At 58.8% G+C, this 24,563-nt stretch carries 24 protein-coding genes and 4 tRNA genes; 19 read left to right on the top strand and 9 right to left on the bottom strand.

Annotated features, from left to right (window positions below):
- The first annotated feature begins 65 nt into the window (after positions 1–65).
- The 6 genes from alaS to AC0Z5Z_RS23465 all read left to right on the top strand — a co-directional run bounded on the left by alaS (position 66) and on the right by AC0Z5Z_RS23465 (position 4,875).
- Complete coding sequence (gene alaS / locus AC0Z5Z_RS23490) at positions 66–2,681, top strand: alanine--tRNA ligase (protein ID WP_423664223.1); 2,616 nt, start codon at positions 66–68, stop codon at positions 2,679–2,681.
- 90 nt (positions 2,682–2,771) lie between these two features.
- Positions 2,772–4,013: an aspartate kinase gene (locus AC0Z5Z_RS23485; protein ID WP_016773595.1), complete on the top strand. Its 1,242-nt coding sequence runs from the start codon at positions 2,772–2,774 to the stop codon at positions 4,011–4,013.
- Positions 4,014–4,200: 187 nt separating this feature from the next.
- Entirely contained in the window at positions 4,201–4,389 is a 189-nt protein-coding gene (gene csrA / locus AC0Z5Z_RS23480; RefSeq protein ID WP_002554426.1) for a carbon storage regulator CsrA, read from the top strand.
- A 62-nt stretch (positions 4,390–4,451) separates the two neighbouring features.
- A tRNA-Ser gene (locus tag AC0Z5Z_RS23475) sits at positions 4,452–4,542 on the top strand.
- A gap of 107 nt (positions 4,543–4,649) precedes the next feature.
- A tRNA-Arg gene (locus tag AC0Z5Z_RS23470) sits at positions 4,650–4,726 on the top strand.
- Positions 4,727–4,798: 72 nt separating this feature from the next.
- Positions 4,799–4,875, top strand: a tRNA-Arg gene (locus AC0Z5Z_RS23465).
- Positions 4,876–4,894: 19 nt separating this feature from the next.
- Here AC0Z5Z_RS23465 and AC0Z5Z_RS23460 read toward each other — a convergent pair.
- Positions 4,895–5,407 (bottom strand): hypothetical protein, encoded by a 513-nt coding sequence (locus tag AC0Z5Z_RS23460; RefSeq protein WP_056788070.1) that lies wholly within the window; start codon positions 5,405–5,407, stop codon positions 4,895–4,897.
- A gap of 321 nt (positions 5,408–5,728) precedes the next feature.
- On the opposite strand from AC0Z5Z_RS23460, the gene mgtE reads away from it, so the two are divergent.
- Positions 5,729–7,171 (top strand): magnesium transporter, encoded by a 1,443-nt coding sequence (gene mgtE, locus AC0Z5Z_RS23455; RefSeq protein ID WP_016773597.1) that lies wholly within the window; start codon positions 5,729–5,731, stop codon positions 7,169–7,171.
- 256 nt (positions 7,172–7,427) lie between these two features.
- On the opposite strand, the gene AC0Z5Z_RS23450 is transcribed toward mgtE, so the two are convergent.
- Positions 7,428–7,754 carry an Arc family DNA-binding protein gene (locus tag AC0Z5Z_RS23450; RefSeq protein WP_003178899.1) on the bottom strand — a complete coding sequence of 109 codons (327 nt, stop codon included), beginning with the start codon at positions 7,752–7,754 and terminating at the stop codon, positions 7,428–7,430.
- A 388-nt stretch (positions 7,755–8,142) separates the two neighbouring features.
- Here AC0Z5Z_RS23450 and phnN point away from each other — a divergent pair, with 388 nt between their 5' ends.
- Positions 8,143–8,712, top strand: a complete 570-nt coding sequence (gene phnN / locus AC0Z5Z_RS23445) for a phosphonate metabolism protein/1,5-bisphosphokinase (PRPP-forming) PhnN (protein WP_056788074.1) — start codon at positions 8,143–8,145, stop codon at positions 8,710–8,712.
- On the opposite strand, the gene AC0Z5Z_RS23440 is transcribed toward phnN, so the two are convergent.
- Both AC0Z5Z_RS23440 and AC0Z5Z_RS23435 read right to left on the bottom strand, forming a co-directional pair.
- Entirely contained in the window at positions 8,687–8,866 is a 180-nt protein-coding gene (locus tag AC0Z5Z_RS23440) for a PA3371 family protein (RefSeq protein WP_016773599.1), read from the bottom strand. The genes phnN and AC0Z5Z_RS23440 overlap by 26 nt on opposite strands.
- A gap of 20 nt (positions 8,867–8,886) precedes the next feature.
- On the bottom strand, positions 8,887–9,120 hold the full coding sequence (locus AC0Z5Z_RS23435; protein ID WP_056788077.1) for a hypothetical protein: 234 nt from the start codon (positions 9,118–9,120) through the stop codon (positions 8,887–8,889).
- Between the two features lie 298 nt (positions 9,121–9,418).
- Between AC0Z5Z_RS23435 and AC0Z5Z_RS23430 the strand changes: the two genes are divergently transcribed.
- Positions 9,419–9,495 (top strand) — tRNA-Arg (locus tag AC0Z5Z_RS23430).
- Positions 9,496–9,645: 150 nt separating this feature from the next.
- Here AC0Z5Z_RS23430 and AC0Z5Z_RS23425 read toward each other — a convergent pair.
- The gene (locus AC0Z5Z_RS23425) at positions 9,646–10,926 is read right to left on the bottom strand and encodes a lysozyme inhibitor LprI family protein (protein ID WP_485611703.1); all 1,281 of its coding nucleotides are present in this window, start codon (positions 10,924–10,926) and stop codon (positions 9,646–9,648) included.
- 289 nt (positions 10,927–11,215) lie between these two features.
- Here AC0Z5Z_RS23425 and AC0Z5Z_RS23420 point away from each other — a divergent pair, with 289 nt between their 5' ends.
- The 4 genes from AC0Z5Z_RS23420 to AC0Z5Z_RS23405 all read left to right on the top strand — a co-directional run bounded on the left by AC0Z5Z_RS23420 (position 11,216) and on the right by AC0Z5Z_RS23405 (position 16,522).
- Positions 11,216–12,820, top strand: a complete 1,605-nt coding sequence (locus tag AC0Z5Z_RS23420) for a tetratricopeptide repeat-containing response regulator (RefSeq protein WP_016773603.1) — start codon at positions 11,216–11,218, stop codon at positions 12,818–12,820.
- The gene (locus tag AC0Z5Z_RS23415; RefSeq protein WP_016773604.1) at positions 12,817–13,509 is read left to right on the top strand and encodes a sensor histidine kinase; all 693 of its coding nucleotides are present in this window, start codon (positions 12,817–12,819) and stop codon (positions 13,507–13,509) included. The genes AC0Z5Z_RS23420 and AC0Z5Z_RS23415 overlap by 4 nt, the downstream gene beginning before the upstream one ends.
- 307 nt (positions 13,510–13,816) lie before the next feature.
- Positions 13,817–15,058 (top strand): glutamine synthetase family protein, encoded by a 1,242-nt coding sequence (locus AC0Z5Z_RS23410; protein ID WP_191637002.1) that lies wholly within the window; start codon positions 13,817–13,819, stop codon positions 15,056–15,058.
- A 69-nt stretch (positions 15,059–15,127) separates the two neighbouring features.
- Positions 15,128–16,522 (top strand): MFS transporter, encoded by a 1,395-nt coding sequence (locus AC0Z5Z_RS23405; RefSeq protein ID WP_485611702.1) that lies wholly within the window; start codon positions 15,128–15,130, stop codon positions 16,520–16,522.
- Positions 16,523–16,595: 73 nt separating this feature from the next.
- Here the strand turns inward: AC0Z5Z_RS23405 and AC0Z5Z_RS23400 are convergent, their stop codons facing one another.
- The 4 genes from AC0Z5Z_RS23400 to flgA form a co-directional block, all read right to left on the bottom strand.
- Positions 16,596–17,342 carry a flagellar brake protein gene (locus tag AC0Z5Z_RS23400; RefSeq protein WP_041479276.1) on the bottom strand — a complete coding sequence of 249 codons (747 nt, stop codon included), beginning with the start codon at positions 17,340–17,342 and terminating at the stop codon, positions 16,596–16,598.
- Between the two features lie 89 nt (positions 17,343–17,431).
- Positions 17,432–17,899: a flagella synthesis protein FlgN gene (locus AC0Z5Z_RS23395; protein ID WP_485611701.1), complete on the bottom strand. Its 468-nt coding sequence runs from the start codon at positions 17,897–17,899 to the stop codon at positions 17,432–17,434.
- Positions 17,900–17,947: 48 nt separating this feature from the next.
- Entirely contained in the window at positions 17,948–18,274 is a 327-nt protein-coding gene (gene flgM / locus AC0Z5Z_RS23390) for a flagellar biosynthesis anti-sigma factor FlgM (protein ID WP_016773609.1), read from the bottom strand.
- A 162-nt stretch (positions 18,275–18,436) separates the two neighbouring features.
- Positions 18,437–19,198 (bottom strand): flagellar basal body P-ring formation chaperone FlgA, encoded by a 762-nt coding sequence (gene flgA, locus AC0Z5Z_RS23385; protein ID WP_073472167.1) that lies wholly within the window; start codon positions 19,196–19,198, stop codon positions 18,437–18,439.
- Between the two features lie 82 nt (positions 19,199–19,280).
- On the opposite strand from flgA, the gene AC0Z5Z_RS23380 reads away from it, so the two are divergent.
- From AC0Z5Z_RS23380 to flgE, 6 genes are all read left to right on the top strand, one after another.
- Positions 19,281–20,213 carry a chemotaxis protein CheV gene (locus AC0Z5Z_RS23380; RefSeq protein WP_016773611.1) on the top strand — a complete coding sequence of 311 codons (933 nt, stop codon included), beginning with the start codon at positions 19,281–19,283 and terminating at the stop codon, positions 20,211–20,213.
- Between the two features lie 46 nt (positions 20,214–20,259).
- On the top strand, positions 20,260–21,087 hold the full coding sequence (gene cheR / locus AC0Z5Z_RS23375; protein WP_485611700.1) for a protein-glutamate O-methyltransferase CheR: 828 nt from the start codon (positions 20,260–20,262) through the stop codon (positions 21,085–21,087).
- Between the two features lie 359 nt (positions 21,088–21,446).
- A complete protein-coding gene (gene flgB, locus AC0Z5Z_RS23370; protein WP_485611699.1) occupies positions 21,447–21,857 on the top strand; it encodes a flagellar basal body rod protein FlgB in 411 nt (136 codons plus the stop codon).
- A gap of 3 nt (positions 21,858–21,860) precedes the next feature.
- On the top strand, positions 21,861–22,304 hold the full coding sequence (gene flgC / locus AC0Z5Z_RS23365; protein WP_016773614.1) for a flagellar basal body rod protein FlgC: 444 nt from the start codon (positions 21,861–21,863) through the stop codon (positions 22,302–22,304).
- 15 nt (positions 22,305–22,319) lie between these two features.
- Entirely contained in the window at positions 22,320–23,048 is a 729-nt protein-coding gene (flgD, locus tag AC0Z5Z_RS23360) for a flagellar hook assembly protein FlgD (protein WP_016773615.1), read from the top strand.
- A 31-nt stretch (positions 23,049–23,079) separates the two neighbouring features.
- Positions 23,080–24,414 (top strand): flagellar hook protein FlgE, encoded by a 1,335-nt coding sequence (gene flgE / locus AC0Z5Z_RS23355; protein WP_041479563.1) that lies wholly within the window; start codon positions 23,080–23,082, stop codon positions 24,412–24,414.
- Positions 24,415–24,563: the final 149 nt, after the last annotated feature.

Below are 24,563 nucleotides of genomic sequence, written 5' to 3'. Positions count from 1 at the left end.
TGCCGTCGCTTCGTCTCATGACGTTTCGAACAGGCCTTTGGCCGCAGCCTCCGTGGAAGAACCTAATGAAAAGCGCAGAAATCCGTGAAGCCTTCCTTCGCTTCTTCGAAGAGCAAGGCCACACCCGTGTAGCCTCCAGCTCTTTGATTCCGGGCAACGACCCAACCCTGCTGTTCACCAACGCGGGGATGAACCAGTTCAAGGACTGCTTCCTGGGCCAGGAAAAACGTGCGTACACCCGTGCCACCAGCAGCCAGAAATGCGTGCGCGCCGGCGGCAAGAACAGTGACCTGGAAAACGTCGGTTATACCGCGCGTCACCACACGTTCTTCGAAATGCTCGGTAACTTCAGCTTCGGCGACTACTTCAAGCACGACGCGATTACCTTTGCCTGGACCTTCCTCACCGGCGTGCTCAAGCTGCCGAAGGAAAAGCTCTGGGTCACCGTCTACGCTACCGACGACGAAGCGTATGACATCTGGACACAGAAAATCGGTGTGCCGGCCGAGCGCATGATCCGCATCGGCGACAACAAGGGTGCGCCGTACGCTTCCGATAACTTCTGGACCATGGGCGATACCGGCCCGTGCGGCCCGTGCACCGAGATTTTCTACGATCACGGCGAGCACATCTGGGGCGGCCCGCCGGGCTCGCCGGAAGAAGATGGCGACCGCTACATCGAGATCTGGAACAACGTGTTCATGCAGTTCAACCGCACCGCCGATGGCGTGTTGCATCCGTTGCCAGCGCCGTCGGTGGACACCGGCATGGGCCTGGAGCGGATCAGTGCGGTGATGCAGCACGTCAACTCCAACTACGACATCGACCTGTTCAAGAACCTGCTCAAGGCTTCGGCTGAAGCGATCGGCTGCGAAAACGGCGATCAGTCGTCGCTCAAAGTCGTTTCCGACCACATCCGTTCCTGCGGTTTCCTGATCGCCGACGGCGTGCTGCCGTCCAACGAAGGTCGCGGTTACGTGCTGCGCCGGATCATCCGTCGCGCCTGCCGTCACGGCAACAAGCTCGGCGCCACCGGCAGCTTTTTCTACAAGATCGTCGCGGCGCTGGTCGCCGAAATGGGCGAAGCCTTCCCGGAACTGAAGAAGCAGCAAAGCAACATCGAGCGCGTCCTCAAGGCTGAAGAAGAGCAGTTCTCCAAGACCCTGGAGCACGGCCTGAAAATCCTCGAGCAGGATCTGGCCGAACTCAAAGGCACCGTGGTGCCGGGCGACGTGGTGTTCAAACTCTACGACACCTACGGCTTCCCGATGGACCTGACCGCCGACATCGCCCGCGAACGCGGCTTGACCGTTGACGAAGCCGGCTTCGAGCGCGAGATGGAAGCGCAGCGTGTTCGCGCGCGTTCGGCCAGCTCGTTCGGTCTGGACTACAACACCCTGGTCAAGGTCGACGTGGCCACCGAGTTCACCGGTTACGCCGCCACCAGCGGCTCGGCGAAAATCGTTGCCATCTATAAGGATGGCCAGTCGGTCGACGTGCTGAGCGAAGGTCAGGAAGGTGTGATCGTGCTCAACCAGACGCCGTTCTACGCCGAATCCGGTGGCCAGATCGGCGACTGCGGTTTCATTCAGGCCGGCAGCAGCCGCTTCGACGTGCGCGATACCACCAAGACCGGCGGCGCATTCCTGCACCACGGTGTGCTGGCCTCGGGCAGCCTGACCATCGGCGCGCCGGTGGAAACCCACGTCGACGCCGAAGTGCGTCACGCCACCGCGCTGAACCACTCGGCCACCCATTTGCTCCACGCCGCGCTGCGTCAAGTGCTCGGTGAGCATGTGCAGCAGAAAGGTTCGCTGGTCGACAGTCAGCGCCTGCGTTTCGACTTCAGCCACTTCGAAGCGATCAAGCCAGAGCAGATCAAGCAGCTGGAAGATATCGTCAACGCCGAGATTCGCAAGAACTCCGCCGTTGAAACCGAAGAAACCGACATCGAAACCGCGAAGAACAAAGGCGCCATGGCGCTGTTCGGCGAGAAGTACGGCGACAGCGTGCGCGTGCTGAGCATGGGCGACTTCTCGGTCGAACTGTGCGGCGGTATCCACGCCAACCGTACCGGCGACATCGGCCTGCTGAAAATCATCAGCGAAGGCGGTGTGGCATCGGGCGTGCGTCGTATCGAGGCAGTCACCGGTGCTGCGGCGCTGGCCTACTTGAACGCGGCGGAAGAACAACTCAAGGAAGCGGCCAGCCTGGTCAAGGGCAGCCGCGACAACCTGATCGACAAGCTCTCGGCGGTACTGGAGCGCAACCGTCTGCTGGAGAAACAACTCGAGCAGTTGCAGGCCAAGGCAGCCAGCGCGGCGGGCGACGATCTGTCGGCCTCGGCGGTGGACGTCAAGGATGTGAAGGTGCTGGCCGCCCGTTTGGACGGTCAGGATGGCAAGGCGCTGCTGGCGCTGGTCGATCAGCTGAAAAACAAACTCGGCCGCGCAGTGATCCTGCTCGGCGGTGTCCATGAGGAAAAGGTCGTACTGGTTGCAGGCGTAACCAAGGACCTGACTGGCCAACTCAAAGCCGGTGATTTGATGAAACAGGCTGCTGCGGCAGTGGGCGGGAAGGGCGGTGGTCGTCCGGACATGGCGCAGGGCGGTGGTGTCGATGCCGGCGCGCTGGATGGCGCACTGGCGCTGACCGTTCCATTCGTCGAGCAGGCTTTATAAGACGGCTCGCCAGGCCCGCAGTCTAGTGGTGGGCCTGGCGACTGTTCGAAAGATTATTGGGCGCCCTTCATGGGCAGAGGCGGCTTTGAAATGGCTTTGATCGTACAGAAATTTGGAGGCACCTCGGTCGGCACTGTCGAGAGAATCGAGCAGGTCGCCGACAAGGTTAAGAAATTCCGCGATGCCGGCGATGACCTGGTGGTTGTGCTGTCTGCAATGAGCGGCGAAACCAACCGTCTGATCGATCTGGCCAAGCAAATCAGTGGCGAGGCACAACCGGTTCCGCGCGAGCTGGACGTGATCGTCTCCACCGGTGAGCAGGTGACGATTGCCCTGTTGGCCATGGCGCTGATCAAGCGCGGTGTGCCGGCGGTGTCGTACACCGGTAATCAGGTGCGGATCCTGACCGACAGTGCGCACAATAAAGCGCGTATCTTGCAGATTGATGACCAGAAGATTCGCGGTGATCTGAAGGCTGGTCGCGTGGTGGTTGTCGCCGGTTTCCAGGGTGTCGACGAGCACGGCAACATCACCACCCTCGGTCGCGGCGGTTCCGATACCACCGGCGTGGCACTGGCTGCGGCCTTGAAAGCGGATGAATGCCAGATCTACACCGACGTCGACGGTGTCTACACCACCGACCCGCGTGTGGTGCCGGTCGCTCAGCGTCTGGACAAGATCACCTTCGAAGAGATGCTGGAAATGGCCAGCCTCGGTTCCAAGGTCCTGCAGATCCGTGCGGTGGAATTCGCCGGCAAGTACAACGTTCCGCTGCGCGTACTGCACAGCTTCAAGGAGGGTCCGGGCACCCTCATTACTATTGATGAAGAGGAAACCATGGAACAGCCGATCATTTCCGGCATCGCTTTCAACCGCGATGAAGCCAAGCTGACCATCCGTGGCGTGCCAGACACCCCGGGCGTGGCGTTCAAGATTCTCGGCCCGATCAGTGCCGCGAACATCGAAGTCGACATGATCGTGCAGAACGTCGCGCACGATAACACCACCGACTTCACCTTCACCGTGCACCGCAACGACTACCAGGCTGCACAGACCGTGCTGGAAAACACCGCTCGCGAAATCGGTGCCCGTGAAGTGGTTGGCGACACCAAGATCGCCAAGGTCTCGATCGTCGGCGTCGGCATGCGTTCTCACGCAGGCGTGGCCAGCCGCATGTTCGAATCCCTGGCAAAAGAAAGCATCAACATCCAGATGATATCGACTTCGGAAATCAAGGTTTCCGTAGTGATCGAAGAGAAGTACCTGGAACTGGCCGTGCGCGCGCTGCACACGGCTTTCGAACTGGATGCTCCGGCCCGTCAGGGCGAGTAATCCGCTTCTGTGAAGGGCGCGGTCTGACCGCGCCCTTTATTTTTGAATGGCGCGAGCCCCGGAACTGTTCTTTTGCTCGCGCTGGTCAATACTCAGGCATGTAGGGCTACGATCGCTGCGGTTGTAGGTCGGGTGCCTTTTTTTTGCAGACTGTTGTCCCTGAAATGAATGGCGTAAGGAGAAAGGTATGCTGATTCTGACTCGTCGGTGCGCGGAAAGCCTGATTATCGGTGACGGCGAAATCACCGTGACCGTGCTCGGCGTCAAAGGAAACCAGGTGCGTATCGGCGTCAACGCTCCGAAAGAGGTTGCGGTGCACCGTGAGGAAATTTACCTGCGTATAAAGAAAGAGAAGGACGAAGAACCAAGCCATTAATTTTTATCGATTTTTATGTTTGCAAACGGGGAAGAAGCTGGTTAATATACGCCCCGTGTTGCGGAGAGCTGGCCGAGTGGCCGAAGGCGCTCCCCTGCTAAGGGAGTACACCTCAAAAGGGTGTCGGGGGTTCGAATCCCCCGTTCTCCGCCATTATTTGCTTAGTACGTCGTAATCTGGCTTCTTCTGTAAGTTGTTGAAATTACTAGAAAAAGTGTTTGACATAGAGATTAGACGGCCTATAATGCGCGGCAACAAATGCACTCGTAGCTCAGCTGGATAGAGTACTCGGCTACGAACCGAGCGGTCACAGGTTCGAATCCTGTCGAGTGCACCATTTAAGAGTTATTTGCTGTAAGGTGAGTAACTCGGCTTCAGCCAGTTGTGGTCTGGTCTAAAAACACAAAATGCACTCGTAGCTCAGCTGGATAGAGTACTCGGCTACGAACCGAGCGGTCACAGGTTCGAATCCTGTCGAGTGCACCATATACCAAGAAGCCCGCGTTTAACGCGGGCTTTTTGCTGTCCGGGATTTGGCTTTTCCCTTCACGCAGCCTCTTTCATCAAAATCAATTTGAGCACTGCGGCCTCGCTTGAGGTCGTAACGATAGCTCGTGGTCGATGTGCGGGTGTTGATCTTGTCGGGCTTGCCCAGTGCGCTTTCGACGTCCCGCTGACTCATGCCGGCAATCACTCGCCGATTGATGATCGCTTCGCGCCGCTGTCTGTTGTCGATCAGGTTTCCACATTTATGTTCAGTGCCGCCGACGATGCCCGGTTCGCGTCCGCTGTCTTTCATGCCGGTCACAGCTTCGTGATTGAACTCCGGCATGATTGCGACCCAGCCGGGTGAATACGGGTGGACCTCCTGAATTGAGAGTTGCTCGCCAGTTGCGCAGCTCATCGACGTAAACGTGACGCTGCCGTCAGCAGCCTGGCAACGATGAAGTGTGGTGGCGTTGGCAGGCGTGAAGTGGAGCAGGGCGGTCAGTAGAAGAAGCGCTGGTTTTGCTGGCATTCGATGTCCTCCATGACGATCTAAGCTCAAGGGTAGTCGCTGCTTTTTGCATTGCCGGTGTGTTTTCTTTTCGAGATGAGTCGTCGCATTTGCACGGGTCAGGCAGGTGCTCAGGTTTGTTTCGCAAGCGCTTGTTTCAGCCGTGATTTTTTCAACGTTTTAAACCGTCAGGCGTGTATCATTGCGCCCGTCAGCCCCGCCGGGGCTTATGGAAAACCTCCATGGACTTACCCAGTAGTTGTTCAGTAAACCGTTTCACCAATCATGAATTGACTGATTGATCCTTCCGGCGTGCCCCGCTGCTGGGAGTGGAGTTCGCCTATGTCCGAAATCGAAGTAAAGAAAACACAGGAAAGCCTGCAGGACCGCCTGGCTCAGGTCGTCGAGTTGCTGCAGCGCCAGCGTGTCGTTGAAGACCTGACTCATCGCCAGGAAGGTCCGCACCACGACCGCGTGGAAAACCTGGTTCACCGGCAAAACCTCGTCGAGCTGCAACGCAAGCTCGATGATCTGCACTCCGCCGACGTCGCCTACATTCTCGAAGCCTTGCCGCTGGACGATCGTCTGACGCTCTGGCAACTGGTCAAGGCCGACCGCGACGGCGACATTCTTCTCGAAGTATCCGATTCCGTCCGTGAAACGCTGATCGCCGACATGGACGATCACGAGCTCCTGGCTGCCGCCAAGGACATGGACGCCGACGAACTCGCTGACCTGGCCTCCGAGCTGCCGCGAGACGTTGTCCATGAGTTGATGGAGAGTCTGGATAACCAGCAGCGCGAACGCGTGCGCTCGGCGCTGTCCTATGACGAGGATCAGGTCGGTGCGCTGATGGACTTCGAGATGGTGACGATCCGTGAGGACGTCAGCCTTGAAGTGGTTCTGCGCTATCTGCGTCGCCTCAAAGAGCTTCCCGGTCATACCGATAAACTGTTCGTGGTTGATTACGACGGCGTGCTCAAGGGCGTGCTGCCGATCAAGCGTCTGCTGGTCAACGATCCGGAGAAGCAGGTCGCGGAAGTGATGGCCAGCGATCCGGTGAGCTTCCACCCGGACGAAGATGCCTACGACGCTGCTCAGGCGTTCGAGCGTTACGACTTGATCTCCGCGCCGGTGGTCGACAAGAACGGCAAGCTGATCGGGCGTCTGACCATCGATGAAATGGTCGACCTGATCCGTGAGGAAAGCGAAAGCGAAGTCCTCAACATGGCCGGTCTGCGCGAAGAGGAAGATATCTTCGCCTCCGTGTGGAAATCCCTGCGTAACCGTTGGGCGTGGCTGGCGGTGAACCTGATCACTGCATTTGTGGCATCGCGGGTGATCGGTCTGTTCGAAGGTTCGATCGAGAAATTGGTGGCACTGGCGGCGCTCATGCCGATCGTGGCGGGTATCGGTGGCAACTCCGGTAACCAGACCATCACCATGATCGTGCGCGCCATGGCGCTGGATCAGGTCAGCACCGGCAACACTTCGCGCTTGATGCGCAAAGAGCTGGCGGTCGGTTTGATCAATGGTCTGGTCTGGGGCGGGGTGATCGGTGTGGTCGCGTACATGCTCTACGGCAGTTGGTCACTCGGCGTGGTAATGACGGCGGCGATGACACTCAACCTGTTGCTGGCGGCGTTGATGGGGGTGTTGATTCCGATGACGCTGGCGAAGATGGGCCGCGATCCGGCGATGGGTGCCAGTGTGATGATCACCGCAATGACCGACAGCGGTGGCTTCTTCATCTTCCTCGGGTTGGCGACAATCTTCCTGCTCTGACCTTGTGCAATGAAAAGCCCGTCAAATCGACGGGCTTTTTTGTGCCTGCCAAACAAATACGGGCGCAAGTACAAGTAACGGTGGCGAGGGGATTTATCCCCGCTGGACTGCGCAGCAGTCCCATTGTTTTTGGGGCTGCCATGCAGCCCAGCGGGGATAAATCCCCTCGCCACACTCCATTGCCAAGCGGCCATCTGTCATATCGCGGGCAAAAAAAAGCCAGCAATCATGCTGGCTTCAATATGTTCGGTATAACTCAGGACGCGTCTGCGGCCATTTCAGCGTCGTGGGCGATCAGCGACACCAGGGCGTTCTGCTGACGGTGCGACAGCTGACGGAAGCGCTGCAACAGCTCGCGCTCGTGCAGCGACAGCTCCGGGCTGTCCAGGCGCATGCTCAGCTCTTCGCCCAGTGCGCCTTCCTGAATAAGACTCTGCTCAAGGCGCGCAATGATTTCGGAGTTCATGCTGCGATGATGATTGCGAGCCACCTCGGCAATGCGTTCACGCATTCCGTCTGGCAGACGTACGACAAACTTGTCAGCCGTACGGCTGGAATAAATTGCCTGTTTCAATGGGCGCATATATTTAACCGGTTAGTTCAGGGGAGCGGTTCTCGGGATTGGCCGCAGGATGTGTGGTAGGACAAGCATCCGGACCAATTGGTTCAACCTGAATTGTTAAGAGGCCGGCATCATGCCTCAAAATTGCCAGATCATTGGCGTCAATTCTGTGACAAATATTGAGCCGGGTAAAGGCGTAATGCCAGCACCAGTTGTCAGAAATGCGGACTGGTTTGAAAACTTTCCATCCTTCCGTATCGCTGCCCGCTTTCGCATGCACATCTGTTGATGTCCGAAGACCTTAGAACGTGCATGCTATGCGGCTCGCTATTCTTGATCCCTATGTGTACAGGATAGTGGCAATTTGCCGATTTACTAGAGGCAGGACCCGTCGGAGGGCGTTTTCGGGATGGATGGCAAGCTTTTTTACCTGATGGGGCCGTCCGGTTCGGGCAAGGACAGCCTGATCGAAGCAGCGCGTGAGCCACTGCGTGAGTTGAACTGTGAAGTGATGCGCCGGGTGATTACCCGATCGGCGGAGTCAGTCGGCGAAGATGCAATCGGCGTGACGCCTGAAGAGTTCGACCGGCGACAGCACGCTGGCGCTTTTTCCTTAGCCTGGCAAGCCAACGGCCTCTCTTACGGCATTCCAAGGGAAATGGATGAATGGTTGCAAGCGGGCCGGCACGTATTGGTTAACGGGTCGAGAGCGAACCTGCGTCAAGCAATGGAGAAATATCCAACGCTGGTGCCGGTTCTGCTGACAGTCAACGATGAGGTCCTGCGTAAGCGCCTGCTCAAGCGTGGCCGGGAAACCCCTGAGCAAATCGACGCAAGACTCGCGCGCAACGCACTGTTCAAAGACCGCAGATCCAGCGACAGCCCCGTTCATCAGATCGAAAATTCTGTTGATCTTGCTGAAGCTGTCTCTGCATTACTTGAGCTGATCCGGCTCAACGCAGAACCGGATCAAACTTGATCTTGCGCCCTGCAATCAGCGCCAGCACAAACAGCACCGCAAACACGCCACAGCCAACCAGAGGCAAGGTGACTTCCGTCTCCTCGAACAGCGCCAGATGGGTAACGCCACTCAGTAAAGCGAGGATCAGAAATCCCGTCGCTGATTTGGACATGTTGTACTCCTGAGGATATTTCAAAAAACCAGACGTTCGGTGGTCGGCGCCGAGGCTAGCTCAGGCTCGCTGACCATTTGCGTAGAGGCATCGCTGCGATCACTCAGCACCGCCCACTGCGGCGCTTTCTGCACCTGCAAGTAATGCGGCATGCGCTGCGCCACTGGCTGCTCGATGTCCGCCTTGGGAAAAAAATGCGATCCGAGCAAGAAGGCCAATGCCGCTGCGTTTGCAAGCAAGAGGGTGCTGTTCATGGCACGACGCTCCAAATTGTTCTTTTTGATAGAACAGCCATAGCAGTCGCCGTGCCAACAGTGTAACGGCTGATAAGTCCTTTAAAAACAAGGGTTTGGTAAGGTTTTTCGGGCGGCACTGATTGCAAACTGCAATGACCGCTTTTTCGCGTAGTGCAAATTGCCCGGTAAAAGTTCCCGCAATCTTGCACGGCGCCTGCCTACACTTAAAAAGCCCTACGGACGACATGACAAAACAGGGGCCGGCCGTTAACATGCACGCCGTCTGTCGCCCCGCGTACAGCGCGCTTCAATCAGTGTCTCAGTAGCTCAATTGGATAGAGCATCCCCCTCCTAAGGGGAAGGTTGCAGGTTCGAACCCCGCCTGGGACACCACTTCTTGAAAACGAAAAGCCCCGTCGCATTTATCCATTGCGACGGGGCTTTTTGGTTTGGTCGACGAACAGGCGTTCTGCACTGTTACAAACTCCGGGGTTCCACCTCTGCGGTTGCAGCGGATCATCCTGCGCCGGTGCTGACTGACGATCAGTCGCCGTTCAGTTCGACTTTGCCGAGAGTGCTGCTGACGTCTGTGACATGCCGACGGCCGTGGACTTCGTAAGTAGTCCCGCTCGCCTCGACGCCCGGCTTGCGCACGGCCAGTTGAGCGAATAACCCCGTCTTTTCGCTGTAACTTCCGAACCAGTCAATCAGCGCCCCGATGTAGCATTCGCCGCCGATCATTACCGGCAAATCGGCGATCTTTTCGATGGTGTAGTGCCCTGGACCGTAGCTGTAGTAATCGTCGTCTCCGGCACCCGTGGGAGGAATAGGGCAAAGGGGCGCGTTAGCGGTTGATTCCGATCCGACTTTCATTGCCTGGGTGATGGCGTGTTCGAGTGCCCCGTGCAGATCCGCGTCAAGCTCGTAGGTGCTGGTGCCATCCTCTTTATGTTGAGTCGTGGGCACCTGCAGGGCGTAACTGTAACGCACGGACACCGTCGGCACCTGACGGTTGACCTTCAGCGGATTGAGCAGATACAGGTTGTCGACACCGTAGGCGCCGTTTCGGTAGGCGGCATAGATTCTGTCGTGAAGCTTGATCCAGCTGATTGCCTGATTAGCGCCACGGTCGTTGGTGTAAAACAGCGAGCTTTCCGGCTCGACCGATCTCTTGACGAACCGCTCGCCCTTGCGGCGCCAGGTTTCCACGTAGGTGAACAAGCCGGTGCCGCCTGCGTATGTGTCGACGATAAGGTCGCGCTGGCCATCATTGTCCAGATCCAGCAGTGCGTAGGAAGACCGTCCGGTCTCGGCGGCGCCGTCGATGCTTGAGGCGTTCAATGCTTTCCATTCGTCCTCGCTCACGCCTTTGGGACGCGACTTGGGGAAGTTGGTTTGCTCGCCGTAGCTGTCGACTGGATCGCCCGCGAACGATGTCTGCGAAGACTCGAAAGCCCGTGCGGCCAAGGCATGTTCCAGGGCAAATTCCGGGTGGTTTTTGCTCTCGGCACGAATGCTTTCCTGCAGATCGTTCATCGCCTGAAGATCCACGGCGTCCGGCTGCCACATTGCGGCTTGCGTCCACTGTGCCTGCAATGCTTGCAGGCGCTGGCGGTAGCTGCCATCCAGGCAAGCGACATCGACTGCGCAGGCATTGCGGGTTTTTAGCCAGGCGCGCTGGGTGCGCTTGAGCTCAGGTTGCGTCGCTGTGGCAGTTGTCATCAGTTGGCGATACAGCGTGCCCATCTGCGCGTCTAGCTCATACAGCGATTTATTCGCGCAAATCATGTTTTCCACGTCGTTCGCCGCTTTGGTGCAGTCCATTGCCGCCGCACTCATTGGCTGGATAAACAGCAGCAAAAAGGCCGACAGGATGTAGCGTCCCTTGATGTACACGATTCAGTCCTTATGCAAATCCTTGAGCAGGCGCGCAGAGTAATACTCCAGGCAACATTCTTGAAGCACCACCCTCAGGCCCGGGCATTTTTGGCCGATAACCCGAACGGTGAGTTCAGACTCCAGCGAAATCGCTTGATGGCGCATGGCCTCCAGCTATCATCTGCGCGCCTGAAATCGCCTCGGTTCGTTTTCTTCAATTGCCTGGAAATCCTCGATGTCGTCGTATCACCAAAAAAGCTTTCTGATCGTCGATGATTTTTCCGATTTCCGCAGTTCCGTGCGTTCGATGTTGCGTGAGCTCGGCGTTAAGGATGTCGATACTGCCGACACTGGCGAGCAGGCGCTGAAGATGTGTTCGCAGAAGTCCTACGATTTCATTCTTCAGGACTTCCACCTCGGCGACGGCAAGAAGAACGGCCAGCAGGTGCTCGAAGACCTGATGTCGGAAAAGCTCATCAGTCACGAAGCCGTTTTCGTCATGGTCACCGCTGAGACCAGTCAGGCGATGGTGCTCAGCGCGCTGGAGCACGAGCCGGATGCGTACCTGACCAAGCCGTTCAACCGTTCCGGGCTGGCCCAGCGCCTTGAGCGTCTGGAGCAACGCAAGACGTTGCTCAAACCGATTCTGCAGGCCCTTGATCGCGGTAAGCCGGTCGAGGTGCTCAATGCCTGTATTGCCTTGTGCAAGCAGGACATCCGCTATTCGCCGCTGTGCCTGCGCTACCGCGCCGACGCCCTGCGTGACATGAACCAGAACGAAGCGCTGGAGCGGCTCTACGACGGCATCATTGCCGACCGTCCATTGCCGTGGGCCTTCGCTGGATTGGGCAAGTTGCTGTTCAAGCGCGGGCAGGTCTCGCAGGCCAAAGAAGTTTATGAAAAGGCCTTGAAAGTGTTCCCGATGATGCCGGCGCTTTATGACGGCATGGCTGATGTGCTGGTGGCTGAAGGCGACAGCAAAGGCGCGCAGCGGGTGCTCGAAGAAGCGATTCGCCTGTCGCCGCTGGCGGTGCGCCGTCAGGCTCTGCTGGGCAAACTGGCGATGGCCAACGAAGATTTCGAAACCGCCTCGCGCGCTTATCGTCAGGCCGTGGCGCAGGGCGCGCAGTCGCGTTTCAAGGACCCGGAAAGCAATCTCGGCCTGGCGCACGCGCTGATCAGCAAGGGTAGCGATCGCGGGCTCGACACGCGTACGCGACTGGAGATCAACACCACCCTCAGCGCTGTGGCCAAAGAAAACCCGAGCGACCCCGGTCTGCAGATTCGTGCGCGTTTGATGAAAGCCACCAGCCTGTTGCTCAACGACGCCGAAACCGCCGACAAGCTCACCGAACAGGCGCTGATGCGCCTTGATGGCATGGAGCAATTCATGAGTCCCGAGGCGGCGTTGCTGGTGGCCAAGCAGTTGCAGATGCTCGGTCAGGCCGAGGCGGGCACTTCGATGCTCAAGAGTTGCGCGGAGATCTACGGTGATGACCCGGCGGTGATGAAAGACATCGCCAAGCTCACCGACGATCCGACGATTCTCAGTTCGAGCAACGCTGCGGCCGATCTCAACCGCCAGGGCGTGCGCGTGTACAAGACCGGCAATCTGGTCGAGGCCCGCGAAGTGTTCCGCAAGGCGCTCAAGCTGCAACCGAAAAACATCAGTATCGCGCTGAACCTGGCCCAGTCGCTGCTGCACGGCACCGACACCAGTGTGCCGTCGGCGGAGCTGGAAGAATGTCGGGCCTGCCTGAAACTGGTGGGCCTGATGCCCGACACCGACGCGCGGTTTGCGCGTTATCAGAAGCTGAAAAGCAAGGCGTTTGGCGAATGAACCCAATAGATCCGGCGCTGGATTTTTCCACGGTGATTGCCTCCACCGTTCACGACATGAAGAACTCCCTGGCCATGCTGATGCAGGCGCACAGCCAATGGCTGGCGCGTCTGCCGAAAGAGCTGCGCGACGGCTCGGAGCAGGGCGTGATCGACTTCGAGTTCGCCCACCTCAACGGCATGCTCGTGCAGTTGCTGGGGCTGTACAAACTTGGCGTGAATCAGTTGCCGCTGCAGCCGGCGTATCACGAACTCGACGATTTCATCGAGGCGCAACTGGCCGCGCATCAGGAAGTGTTTGCCAGTCGCGGCATCATCGCCACCTATGAAGTCGATCCGTTGAGCCCGCTGGGTTTCTTCGATCGCGAGCTGATCGCCTCGGTGCTCGGCAACTGCATCAACAATGCGATTCGCTACGCCCGCGAGTCGTTGCTGATTACTGTCAGCGACGAAGCCGGGCAACTGGTGTTGAGCATCAACGACGATGGCGACGGCTATCCGGCAGAGATGCTCGAGCGTCAGGCCGATTATGTGCAGGGCATCAATCACAGCAGCGGCAGCACCGGCCTCGGTCTGTATTTCGCCAATCGCATCGCGGCGCTGCATCAGCGCAACGGCGTGGAAGGGCGCACCGAAATCAGCAATGGCGGGCCGTTGGGCGGTGGGGTGTTCAGCCTCTACTTGCCCTGAGGTCTGGTGTTGGAGCTGCCGAAGGCTGCGATCTTTTGATTTTAAAAAGCAAGATCAAAAGATCGCAGCCTCGTTGCACTCGTCAGCTCCTACGGCTCCTGCACAAGATCGGGATTTTTGTGGGCGCTGCTTGATATTCCGAACAGCCGCAGCCTATTTTGTCCGGGTCGCCGTTCGCGGCTCGCACAACAACAAGGATTGCGTCATGACAACCGATGGCCAGGGTTCACTCGCGCAGCGATTGACCGGCATTGATGAGATTGAATGTGTCACCCCGGATCTGAACGGTGTGCCACGGGGCAAGGTGATGACCGCCGAGGGTTTCCTCGAAGGGCGGCGTTTGCAGTTGGCGCGGGGTGTGCTGCTGCAATGCATCATGGGCGGCTATCCGCCGGCGCGGTTCTACGGCAGCGATGACGGCGATCTGGCGCTGGTCGCCGATCCTGCGCAGATTCACCGTTTGCCCTGGAGCGACGAGCCGCGTGCCATGGCGATTTGCGACGCCGACGAACTGAGCGGGGGGAGCTCAAGTCTCTCGACCCGTGGCCAGCTCAAAGCGGTCATCGCCCGTTACGCCGCGCACGGTCTGGCGCCGGTGGTGGCGACCGAACTGGAATTTTTTGTCTTCGCACCGAACACCGATCCGACTCAGCCGTTCCGTCCGCCGGTGGGCCTCGACGGCCGCCGCGAGGATGGTCAGTCGGCGTTCAGCGTCAGTTCCAACAACGGCCTGCGACCGTTCTTCAGCGAAGTATATAAATGCATGGCCGCCCTCGGCCTGCCGCGCGACACGTTCATGCATGAAATGGGCGTCAGCCAGTTCGAGATCAATCTGCTGCACGGCGATCCGCTGCTGCTGGCCGATCAGACGTTCCTGTTCAAGCACCTGCTCAAGGAAGTCGCGCTCAAGCATGGCCTGAGCGTGGTGTGCATGGCCAAACCGCTGGCGCACACGCCGGGCAGTTCGATGCATATTCACCAGAGCATCGTTGAGATCGGCAGCGGCAAGAATGTCTTCACTGACTCGAACGGCGAGCCGACGTCGATGTTCCGCCACTTCATCGGCGGGCAACAGGCAGGCCTCGCCGATTTCACCGCACTGTTTGCGCCCAACGTGAATTCCTATCAGCGCCTGTGTCATCCGTACGCATCGCCGAACAATGCCTGCTGGTCCCATGACAATCGCGCCGCCGGCTTGCGTATTCCCGCCAGCTCGCCGGCCGCACGTCGGGTCGAAAACCGCTTGCCGGGCGCCGACGCCAACCCGTATCTGGCGATCGCCGCCAGTCTGGCCGCGGGTTTGCACGGCATCGAACAGGAGCTGGAGCCGAGCGCGGCAATCCAGGGTGAGTTCGCCGTGCCGGATAATCTGGCCTTGCCGTGTACCTTGCACGCCGCGCTGGAGCGTCTGAAACGTAGCCAGTTGGCGAGGGAACTGTTCGGGTCGGAGTTCATCGAAGGCTACATCGCTTCGAAGACCATGGAGTTGACCAGCTTCTTTGATGAAATCACTCCCTGGGAGCGCCGTGTGCTGGCCGCCCAGGCCTGACGTATCGCTGCTGCCGGGCTGTCGTTCTGACCGCCCGGTATTTACTGCAAGGAGCCGCTCGGAACGCCGATGCGCCAAATCTGGAAATCCTTTCGAGCGCTGTATTTCGCCTCGCTGATGATGTTGATCGGCTCAGGCCTTCTTTCTACTTATCTGGCTTTGCGTCTGGCCGCCGACAATGTCGACGGGCTGTGGGTCGGTGCGCTGATGGCGGCCAACTATTTCGGTCTGGTGCTGGGCGGCAAGATCGGCCATCGCCTGATCGCCCGGGTCGGGCATATCCGTGCCTACTCGGCGTGTGCGGGGATCGTCGGCGCGGCGGTGCTCGGTCATGGTCTGGTGGACTGGCTGCCGGCGTGGCTGGTGCTGCGGACGATCGTCGGTCTGGGCATGATGTGTCAGTACATGGTCATCGAGAGCTGGCTCAACGAGCAGGCCGATGCCAATCAGCGTGGCCTGGTGTTCAGCGGTTACATGATCGCCTCTTATCTGGGCCTGGTGCTGGGCCAGCTGATTCTGGTCATGCATCCCGGCCTCGGGCTGGAACTGCTGATGCTGGTGGCGCTGTGCTTTGCCCTGTGCCTGGTGCCCGTGACGCTGACTCGACGGATTCACCCGGCGCCTCTGCACCCCGCGCCGATGGAGCCGCGCTTCTTTATCAAACGTGTGCCGCAATCGCTGAGCACGGTGCTCGGCGCCGGTTTGATCATCGGTTCGTTCTACGGTCTGGCGCCGCTGTACGCCTCGCAACAGGGGCTGACGACCGAGCAGGTCGGTCTGTTCATGGGTAGCTGCATTTTTGCCGGCTTGCTGGTGCAGTGGCCGTTGGGCTGGTTGTCCGACCGTTATGACCGCGCATTGCTGATTCGCTGCTTTGCCGGGTTTCTGGCGGTGGCGGCGTTGCCGTTGGCGATCATGCCGCAGGTGCCGCTGGAGGTGTTGTTCGTCGTCGGCTTCTTCTGTTCGCTGGTGCAGTTCTGCCTGTATCCGCTGGCGGTGGCGTTTTCCAACGACCACGTCGAAGGCGATCGCCGGGTGTCGCTGACCGCGATGTTGCTGGTGACCTATGGCGTCGGCGCGAGCATCGGGCCGCTGCTCGCGGGTGTGCTGATGAAGTTTCTCGGCAGTCAGAGCCTGTATGCGTTCTTCAGCTTCTTCGCGCTGGTGCTGGTCTGGCGGATTCGTCCGAAAGCAGTGACCAACCTGCATCAGGTCGACGACGCACCGCTGCATCACGTGGCAATGCCGGACAGCATGTCGAGTTCGCCGCTGGTGGCGGCGCTCGATCCGCGTGTTGATGAGCAGGTGGTGCAGGAGCAGATGGTGCAGGATCCGGCGCCGGTCACTCCTGAGCCCGAACCGGAGCCCGAGCCCGTTGCGCAGCCGGAAGCAGTCGTTGAAACCGAACTGGACAGCGGCAATGACGATAAGCCTGCGCCGGATATCAGTGGTGGCAGGCCTTGAGTCGCACATAAACACCGGCGCATAAAAAAGGGCAGTCCCGCACAGGACTGCCCTTTTTATTTGTCGCTGCGACTCAGAGATCGTCTTTGTCGAAACGCCGTGCTTCACGCTGCAACTGGTAAACGAAACGCTCGACGTTGCGCGCAGCCTGGCCACTGATGTTGTGGAAGCGCAGACCGGCGAAGGTGATGTTGAGTTTTTCTTCGAAGTGCAGGTAGCGCAGCTCGACCGATGTTGGCTGATTGCCGAACAGCGGCGGGGCGATCAGGCGGTCGTAGACCTGGCCCAGTTGCAGGCGATCAGTGATGTCGCCTTCGAAACGGAATTTGCAGCCAGTGGCGGAGATGTCCAGCAGCTTGCCGTGCAGAGGAACCTTGAGCTTTTCGCCGCCCAGTTCAACGCTGACCAGGTCGGTGAGTTTCAACGCAGCGCGGAAGGCGTTGCGGCGCTGGTGGTAGACCACTTCGCTCGGCAGGTCGCCGGTGTAGAAACGGTCGCCGTCGGATTCTTCGATGTTCAGCGTGCCGTTGCATTCCCAAGCGATGCGCACGCCGTCATGAAAGCCTTCGACCTTGAACGGTTCGCCCGCTTGCAGGAAGCGCTCGCCATCGCGCGGGATCATTTCGTCCAGGGCGATCGTCGCGGTTTCGCGGTCGACCTTGATCAGGTAACTCTGAAAACGCTGGCTGCGTTCATGGAAGGTGATGATCAGTGGATCGTGGCTGTCTTGCAGCTGGCGCAGGTTGCTGGAGATTTCCAGTGGCGTGGTGAGCACCTTCGGAGGCTGCGGAGCATCATCCGCGCTTAGGGTGTTGGACACGGTTCTTCAATCTCCAGACAAAATAAGACGACTGGCCAGTATTTTGCCAGCATGTTGCGCAGGTGGATAGTACAGGGTCACCGAATGGCTCATGCCTGGCTGAGCGTTCGCGGCTTGACCGGTTTGGCAAAGGTCCCGCTGGCGTCGTAAAGCGCTGGCGGCTCACCGCCGGTGAGGATCTTCAGCTGATTGGCCGTGGTCGCCTGCTGGATCTGGATCGACTGGCCATTCTTGACGTTGGCAGCCTGGCACTGGGCGATCAGCGCGGTCAGGGCATCGCCCTGGGTCAGCAACTGGTCGCCAATGCTCGAGTGACTGGCCAGTTGCTCAAGACCTGTGCGATCGGTCGGCAGGTTGAGGCTGGCGAGGATTTCGCTGCGCTTGCGGCCATGCTGCTCGAGCAGAATGATCAACGCTTGCTTGGTCGCCAGAATTTCTTCCAGCAACGGCATGTCACGACCATGCAAAGCGAGGGATTCGGTTTGCAATAACTCCAGCAATTGTTGCGCTGGAGCAAAGTCGTCGTTGATCAGTTGCAATAAGTTAGTGTCGTGCATGGCTGGCCTTGGGGTTTAAGCGTCCAAAAGCCTGGCGCCGGCAAAAGCCTAGCGCTGGGCTTCGAAGTTGAGCAGTTTGCTGGCTACACGGTTGCTGTCGACTTTATAGCTGCCATCGGCAATCGCGGCTTTCAACTCGGCCACACGGGCTTTGTCGACAGCAGGCTGATCGCGCAGCTTGTCAGTGACCTTCTGCAACTGTTGAGCCTCATTGCTGAGGTGTACCGACTCCCCGCTTTTGGCGACATTGGCCTGTTCGGCCTGGGTATTCAGCGGCGCGGAGGGGCTGTTTTCAGCGCTTTCCTTGGCGTTGCTGGTACGTGTGCTGCCGGTTAGTGACGAGGAACTGTTCAATCGGTTGAAATCGATAACCATGATAAAAAACCTCTGGGAATTTGGACGCTTGCCATGTTTTCGGCTATCCCCTGAAAAACTTTAGGCCCAATCAACCATAAGCTTGCATGCGCCGTTGCGAGACCTGCTGCGGCACAGTTTAGGGAAGCGACGGGATCGGCGCCAGTTTTCTCCACGAGGCTTTTACATGGCCACTTCGACCTGTCCCGGCGCAATCACCTGCGCCTTGATAACTCTTTGAGAATTAAGGTTTTTTACTCGAATCTGTTCTTTCATGCCGCCATTGGAGAGCGCTTCCCCCGGCATGCGTACGGCAAGGGTGCCGCTGCGCGCAGTGATCACCACCTGGTCACCCTTGCGGACCACTTCGGCCTGTTCCAGATGCACCAGGGTGATGACCTGATCGGCGACCGTTGGTCGGGTAAGTTTCTGCCCGATCGCTTCGTCGACGGAGGTCAGGAAACCCTGGTTGATCGTGCTGACGTCGCGCTCGCGCAAGGTCACGTCCTGCGGCTCGATAATGCCGGCGCGTTTCAGCGGACGAGTGGTCGTCACGATCTCGCGAAACAGGCGGACTTGAGCGGGTACGAACACCGTCCAGGGCGAGCTGCCTTCGCAGCGAACCTTCACCGTGACGCGGCCCAGCGGGCGTGCCGGGCTCTCCAGAGTCGCTGTCAATTCCTTGTCGCACATGGGCATGCGCATGCGCGGGTCGAGCTGGTTGACTTCGATTTCGTAGCGGCCTTCGGTTTGACTGGAAGCCAAATAGTCTTCTACGGTGAATTCAAGAAAGCCCTGAGTCACGCCGATAAGCATATCAGGCAAGGTAACCGCATCTGCATGGGCAGGACTGCCAGCAAGCAAGCAGCAAACGGCGGACACCGCGCAAAGCCCTTTGCGAAGGGAAGATGTCAGGCGTCGGGAAAATGTCGTTTGAGCGTTCATACGAGTTAAAAAGCAAGCGCCGTGCCGTTTAGCAATGAATGTGCGTCGCAACAACACTTGGCGTTGATGTAGGAGTCTGGGCATGGCTGGTGTAATGGATTCGGTGAACCAGCGCACGCAACTGGTAGGGCAGAATCGCCTCGAGCTGCTGTTGTTCCGTCTCGACGGGCCGCAGCTCTACGGGATCAACGTGTTCAAGGTACGGGAAGTGTTGCAATGCCCGTCCCTTACCTTGATGCCCAAATCCAGTCCTGTCGTGTGCGGGGTAGCGAATATACGGGGAGCGACCATTCCGATCCTGGATCTGGCAATGGCAACGGGCTCCGGTGCGTTGAAAGACAAGAACAGTCCGTTCGTGATCATCACGGAGTACAACACCAAGACCCAGGGTTTCCTGGTCCGCTCGGTGGAGCGCATCGTCAACATGAACTGGGAAGAGATCCATCCGCCACCCAAGGGCACCGGTCGCGATCACTACCTGACCGCTGTGACGCGGGTCGACAACCAGTTGGTCGAAATCATCGACGTCGAGAAGGTGCTGGCCGAAGTGGCGCCGACGCCGGAAGCGATTTCGGTGGGCGTGGTCGATGTCGAGACGCAGACCAAGGCATTGTCGCTGCGGGTGCTGACGGTCGATGACTCGTCGGTGGCGCGCAAGCAGGTCACGCGTTGTCTGCAGACCATCGGTGTCGAAGTGGTGGCGCTGAACGACGGCAAGCAGGCGCTGGATTACCTGCGCAAGCTGGTCGACGAGGGCAAGAAGCCGGAAGAAGAGTTCCTGATGATGATTTCCGACATCGAGATGCCGGAGATGGACGGGTACACCCTGACGGCGGAAATCCGCGGCGACGCACGCATGCAAAAGCTCCATATCATCCTGCATACTTCGTTGTCGGGGGTATTCAATCAGGCGATGGTGAAGAAAGTCGGTGCTGATGACTTTCTGGCCAAATTCCGTCCTGATGACCTCGCATCCCGGGTAGTCGACCGGATCAAAGCAGCAGATATCAGCTAGGGGCCTTCTGCCCCTGGCGGTCAACACGATTTAAGAGGCGGCATCATTGTCTACGGGTAATTTGGATTTCGAACAGTTCCGGGTCTTCCTGGAAAAAGCCTGTGGCATTCTGCTCGGTGAAAACAAGCAGTATCTGGTCTCGAGCCGTCTCAACAAACTGATGGAGCAGCAAGGCATCAAGTCCCTGGGTGAGCTGGTACAGCGCATCCAGACCCAGCCGCGCAGCGGTTTGCGCGAGCAGGTGGTCGATGCCATGACGACCAACGAAACCCTGTGGTTTCGCGACACCTATCCGTTTGAAGTCTTGAAGAACAAGGTACTGCCGGAAGCGATCAAGGCCAGCCCCAACCAGCGTCTGCGGATCTGGTCGGCGGCCTGCTCGTCGGGACAGGAACCGTACTCGCTGTCGATGTCGATCGACGAGTTCGAGCGCAGCAACCTGGGTCAGTTGAAGATGGGTGTGCAGATCGTTGCCACCGATCTGTCGGGCCTGATGCTCAACAACTGCAAGACCGGCGAGTACGACAGCCTGGCGATCGGTCGCGGTCTGTCGCCGGAACGCCTGCAACGCTACTTCGACCCGAAAGGGTCGGGGCGCTGGGTGGTCAAGGCGCCGATCAAGAGCCGGGTGGAATTCCGCTCGTTCAACCTGCTCGACAGCTACGCGGCGCTGGGCAAGTTCGACATCGTGTTCTGCCGCAACGTACTGATCTACTTCTCTGCCGAAGTGAAGAAGGACATCCTGTTGCGCATTCACAGCACGTTGAAGCCGGGCGGGTATCTGTTCCTTGGCGCTTCGGAAGCGCTGAACGGATTGCCGGATCATTACCAGATGGTTCAGTGCAGCCCGGGGATTATTTACAAGGCGAAATAAGCGGTTTGCGCTGATACAAAAACGGGAGGCCCGCAAAGGCCTCCTTTTTTTATGCCCGAATTATTTTCCACGAATCCCCTGTGGGAGCGAGCCTGCTCGCGAAAGCGGTCTGTCCATAAGACAGTTGGCGCCTGACACGCCGCCTTCGCGAGCAGGCTCGCTCCCACAGGGATCTGCGCTGACCTGGCAACGACGGCAAGCGGCAGAAAAGCGGCATCCGGCGGTAACCGGTTGCCGCTTTTCTGGCATTGCCGCTTAGCCTGTTCGGCACAAAGCCCCGGAATACGGGGCTTTGATCATTTGGCACGGCGCTTGCTAAAGCTCAAGTACGAAAAACCGGTCACCTGAAGGTTCCCGACATGAGCATCAGCTTCGACAAAGCGCTGGGCATTCACGAAAAGGCATTGGGCTTCCGCGCCCAGCGTGCCGAAGTGCTGGCCAACAACATCGCCAACGCCGACACCCCGAACTACAAAGCGCGGGATCTGGATTTCTCCAAAGTGCTCGAAGCACACACCGAGAAGACCAAGACCGGCGGCCACTTTGCCCTGAACATGACCAACAGCCGGCACATCGAGGCTGAAGGGCTGGGCAATGGCGACGAGTCGCTGATGTATCGCACGCCGATGCAGCCTTCGATCGACCAGAACACCGTCGACGCTCAACTGGAACAGTCGAACTACGCGGAAAACGCCGTCGGCTTCCAGGCCAGCTTCACCTTGCTCAACAGCAAATTCAAAGGGCTGGTGTCAGCCCTGCGCGGAGAATAATCCATGTCCCTGTCCAGCGTTTTCAACATTGCCGGCAGCGGCATGAGCGCGCAGACCACGCGTCTGAACACCGTGGCGTCGAACATCGCCAACGCCGAAACCGTTTCGTCGAGCATCGACCAGACCTACCGCGCCCGTCATCCGGTGTTCGCCACCATGTTCCAGGGCGGCCAGGCCGGCGGCAGCAATTCGCTCTTCCAGAACCAGGACGCGGCCGGGCAGGGCGTGCAGGTGCTTGGCGTTGTCGAAGACCAGAGCAACCTCGAAGCGCGCTACGAGCCGAACCATCCGGCTGCCGACGCCAAGGGCTACGTCTACTACCCGAACGTCAACGTGGTGGAAGAAATGGCTGACATGATTTCCGCGAGCCGCTCGTTCCAGACCAACGCGGAAATGATGAACACCGCCAAAACCATGATGCAGAAGGTACTGACCCTCGGTCAGTAATAAGGGGCGACTGCCATGAGCGTTACGGATACCACCAGCAGCCTGAGCATGAACGACATCCTGGCCAACTCGTCGAAGAAGGCCAGCAGCACGACGTCGGGCGGCATCGCTTCGGCGACCAACAGTGCCACCGGCGGCCAGGCGCTGGGCAAGGATGCTTTCCTGCAATTGCTGGTCACCCAGCTGAAAAACCAGAACCCGCTCGACCCGCAGGACAACAGCGCCTTCGTCGCGCAGTTGGCGCAGTTCAGCAGCCTTGAAGGCATCACCACGCTGAACTCCACTGTCAGTGGCCTTGCCGGCAACTACAACTCGTCGCAGGCGCTGCAAGCGTCGTCGCTGGTCGGTCGCAACGTGATCGTGCAGACCAACACCGCCCAGCTCGATGACCCGAGCAAAGGCCTGACCGGTTCGGTCACCGTGCCTTCGTCGATTGCCGGCGGCACCGTGACCATCACCGACAAGGACGGCAAGACCGTGCGCACCATCGACCTAGGCAGCCGCGCTGCCGGCGATGCCAGTTTCACTTGGGACGGCAAGGACACCGCCGGCACCGTGGTTCCGGTCGGCACTTACACGTTCAAGGCCAACGCACCGATCAACGGCACCGCGACCGACCTGGCGACCTACCTGCCGGCGACCGTCAACAGCGTGACGATCAGCCAGACCGGTGGCGAGCTGATGCTCAACCTGGCCGGCAAGGGCACCGTTGCCCTGTCCAAAGTACAAACCATTGGTATATAGAGCCGACTAACCCGGCACGAAGGAGTGGAACATGTCTTTTAACATCGGCCTTAGCGGTCTCTATGCCGCCAACAAACAACTCGACGTCACCGGCAACAACATCGCCAACGTCGCCACCGCCGGTTTCAAATCCTCGCGCGCAGAATTCGAAGACGTCTATTCGTCGACTCGTCTGGGCAGCGGCAGCAAAGTGATCGGCAACGGCGTGCGCCTGGCCAACGTTTCCCAGCAGTTCACCCAGGGTGACATCAACAACACTGGCAACGTGCTGGACATGGGCATCAACGGTTCCGGCTTCTTCACCATGAGCAACAACGGCTCGATCTCGTACACCCGTGCCGGTACGTTCAAGGTCGACAACGCCGGTTACATCACCAACACCGACTACACCTCGCGTCTGCAGGGTTACGGTGTGGATGCCAACGGCAAGATCATCAACGGCGTGTTGACCGATCTGAAGATCGACACTTCGAACCTGGCGCCGAAGTCGTCTTCTGCGGTGACCTCGAGCATCAACCTCAATTCGTCTTCGCCAGTGATCGTTGATACCGGCGCCAGCGCCGTCAAGTTTGATCCGTCGAAGCCTGAGACTTACACCAAGTCCTTCAGCACACCGATCTATGACACCCAGGGCAACGCCCACGTCATGGACCAGTACATGGTCAAGACTGGCGGGAACACCTGGAAGGTTTACACCCTGGTCGATGGCCGTAACCCGGACGCTACCGGCAGCAACCCTGTGACCACTGCGCCGGTTGCTTCGACATTGTCGTTCGACAGCTCCGGCAAGCTGGTTCAGGTGAGCACGCCTAACCCGGCGGATCCGGCCAACCCGATCATCAGCAGCGATCTGAAGATGACCGGCTGGGTGCCGGGCACTGTGACCAATGGCGTGTTTACGCCTAACGGCGCGGCAGCGAACCCGAATGGCGTGACCATCTCGATGGCCAACACCACTCAGTACAACGCTGATACCTCGCGTACGATCCCGACTCAGGATGGTTACGCCACTGGCCAGATCACCAACCTGACCATCGACGGCACCGGTACGCTGTTTGCCAACTTCAGCAACAACCAGAGCAAGGCGATTGGTCAGGTTGCACTGGCCAGCTTCACCAACGAACAGGGCTTGCAGGCTGTCGGTGGCACCAGCTGGAAAGAGACTTTCGCTTCGGGTATTCCGGGCTATGACGCGCCGAAGACCGGTACGTTGGGTGAGGTGGTGTCCAACTCGCTGGAAGAGTCGAACGTTAACCTGACCAATGAGCTGGTTGATCTGATCAAGGGTCAGAGCAACTATCAGGCGAACGCCAAGACTATTTCGACTCAGAGCACGATTATGCAGACCATTATTCAGATGACCTGATTCGGGTTTCTGACTGGTTTTTTGGGCCCCTCGGTTTTGAGGGGCTTTTTTTTTGGTCGTGGCGGCCTTTGGGCCGACCAGGCTGTTGGGTTTTGGGTGAATATCCGTTGCTTCGGTAGCGGCTGCTGGCGGTTTCGCCTGACGGCGAC

The sequence above is a fragment of the Pseudomonas sp. 1L-E-NC-VB-C3 genome (genome assembly GCF_057291535.1).
Note: the sequence above shows the minus strand (reverse complement) of the source record. Positions and strands in the feature narration are given on the sequence as shown.

Excerpts from the sequence above, each read along its gene's own strand:
- alaS (WP_423664223.1), top strand. The coding sequence starts at position 66 with ATGAAAAGCGCAGAAATCCGTGAAGCCTTCCTTCGCTTCTTCGAAGAG.
- AC0Z5Z_RS23485 (WP_016773595.1), top strand. The coding sequence starts at position 2,772 with ATGGCTTTGATCGTACAGAAATTTGGAGGCACCTCGGTCGGCACTGTC.
- csrA (WP_002554426.1), top strand. The coding sequence starts at position 4,201 with ATGCTGATTCTGACTCGTCGGTGCGCGGAAAGCCTGATTATCGGTGAC.
- AC0Z5Z_RS23460 (WP_056788070.1), bottom strand. The coding sequence starts at position 5,407 with ATGCCAGCAAAACCAGCGCTTCTTCTACTGACCGCCCTGCTCCACTTC.
- mgtE (WP_016773597.1), top strand. The coding sequence starts at position 5,729 with ATGTCCGAAATCGAAGTAAAGAAAACACAGGAAAGCCTGCAGGACCGC.
- AC0Z5Z_RS23450 (WP_003178899.1), bottom strand. The coding sequence starts at position 7,754 with ATGCGCCCATTGAAACAGGCAATTTATTCCAGCCGTACGGCTGACAAG.
- phnN (WP_056788074.1), top strand. The coding sequence starts at position 8,143 with ATGGATGGCAAGCTTTTTTACCTGATGGGGCCGTCCGGTTCGGGCAAG.
- AC0Z5Z_RS23440 (WP_016773599.1), bottom strand. The coding sequence starts at position 8,866 with ATGTCCAAATCAGCGACGGGATTTCTGATCCTCGCTTTACTGAGTGGC.
- AC0Z5Z_RS23435 (WP_056788077.1), bottom strand. The coding sequence starts at position 9,120 with ATGAACAGCACCCTCTTGCTTGCAAACGCAGCGGCATTGGCCTTCTTG.
- AC0Z5Z_RS23425 (WP_485611703.1), bottom strand. The coding sequence starts at position 10,926 with ATGGACTGCACCAAAGCGGCGAACGACGTGGAAAACATGATTTGCGCG.
- AC0Z5Z_RS23420 (WP_016773603.1), top strand. The coding sequence starts at position 11,216 with ATGTCGTCGTATCACCAAAAAAGCTTTCTGATCGTCGATGATTTTTCC.
- AC0Z5Z_RS23415 (WP_016773604.1), top strand. The coding sequence starts at position 12,817 with ATGAACCCAATAGATCCGGCGCTGGATTTTTCCACGGTGATTGCCTCC.
- AC0Z5Z_RS23410 (WP_191637002.1), top strand. The coding sequence starts at position 13,817 with ATGACCGCCGAGGGTTTCCTCGAAGGGCGGCGTTTGCAGTTGGCGCGG.
- AC0Z5Z_RS23405 (WP_485611702.1), top strand. The coding sequence starts at position 15,128 with ATGCGCCAAATCTGGAAATCCTTTCGAGCGCTGTATTTCGCCTCGCTG.
- AC0Z5Z_RS23395 (WP_485611701.1), bottom strand. The coding sequence starts at position 17,899 with ATGCACGACACTAACTTATTGCAACTGATCAACGACGACTTTGCTCCA.
- flgM (WP_016773609.1), bottom strand. The coding sequence starts at position 18,274 with ATGGTTATCGATTTCAACCGATTGAACAGTTCCTCGTCACTAACCGGC.
- flgA (WP_073472167.1), bottom strand. The coding sequence starts at position 19,198 with ATGAACGCTCAAACGACATTTTCCCGACGCCTGACATCTTCCCTTCGC.
- AC0Z5Z_RS23380 (WP_016773611.1), top strand. The coding sequence starts at position 19,281 with ATGGCTGGTGTAATGGATTCGGTGAACCAGCGCACGCAACTGGTAGGG.
- flgB (WP_485611699.1), top strand. The coding sequence starts at position 21,447 with ATGAGCATCAGCTTCGACAAAGCGCTGGGCATTCACGAAAAGGCATTG.
- flgC (WP_016773614.1), top strand. The coding sequence starts at position 21,861 with ATGTCCCTGTCCAGCGTTTTCAACATTGCCGGCAGCGGCATGAGCGCG.
- flgD (WP_016773615.1), top strand. The coding sequence starts at position 22,320 with ATGAGCGTTACGGATACCACCAGCAGCCTGAGCATGAACGACATCCTG.
- flgE (WP_041479563.1), top strand. The coding sequence starts at position 23,080 with ATGTCTTTTAACATCGGCCTTAGCGGTCTCTATGCCGCCAACAAACAA.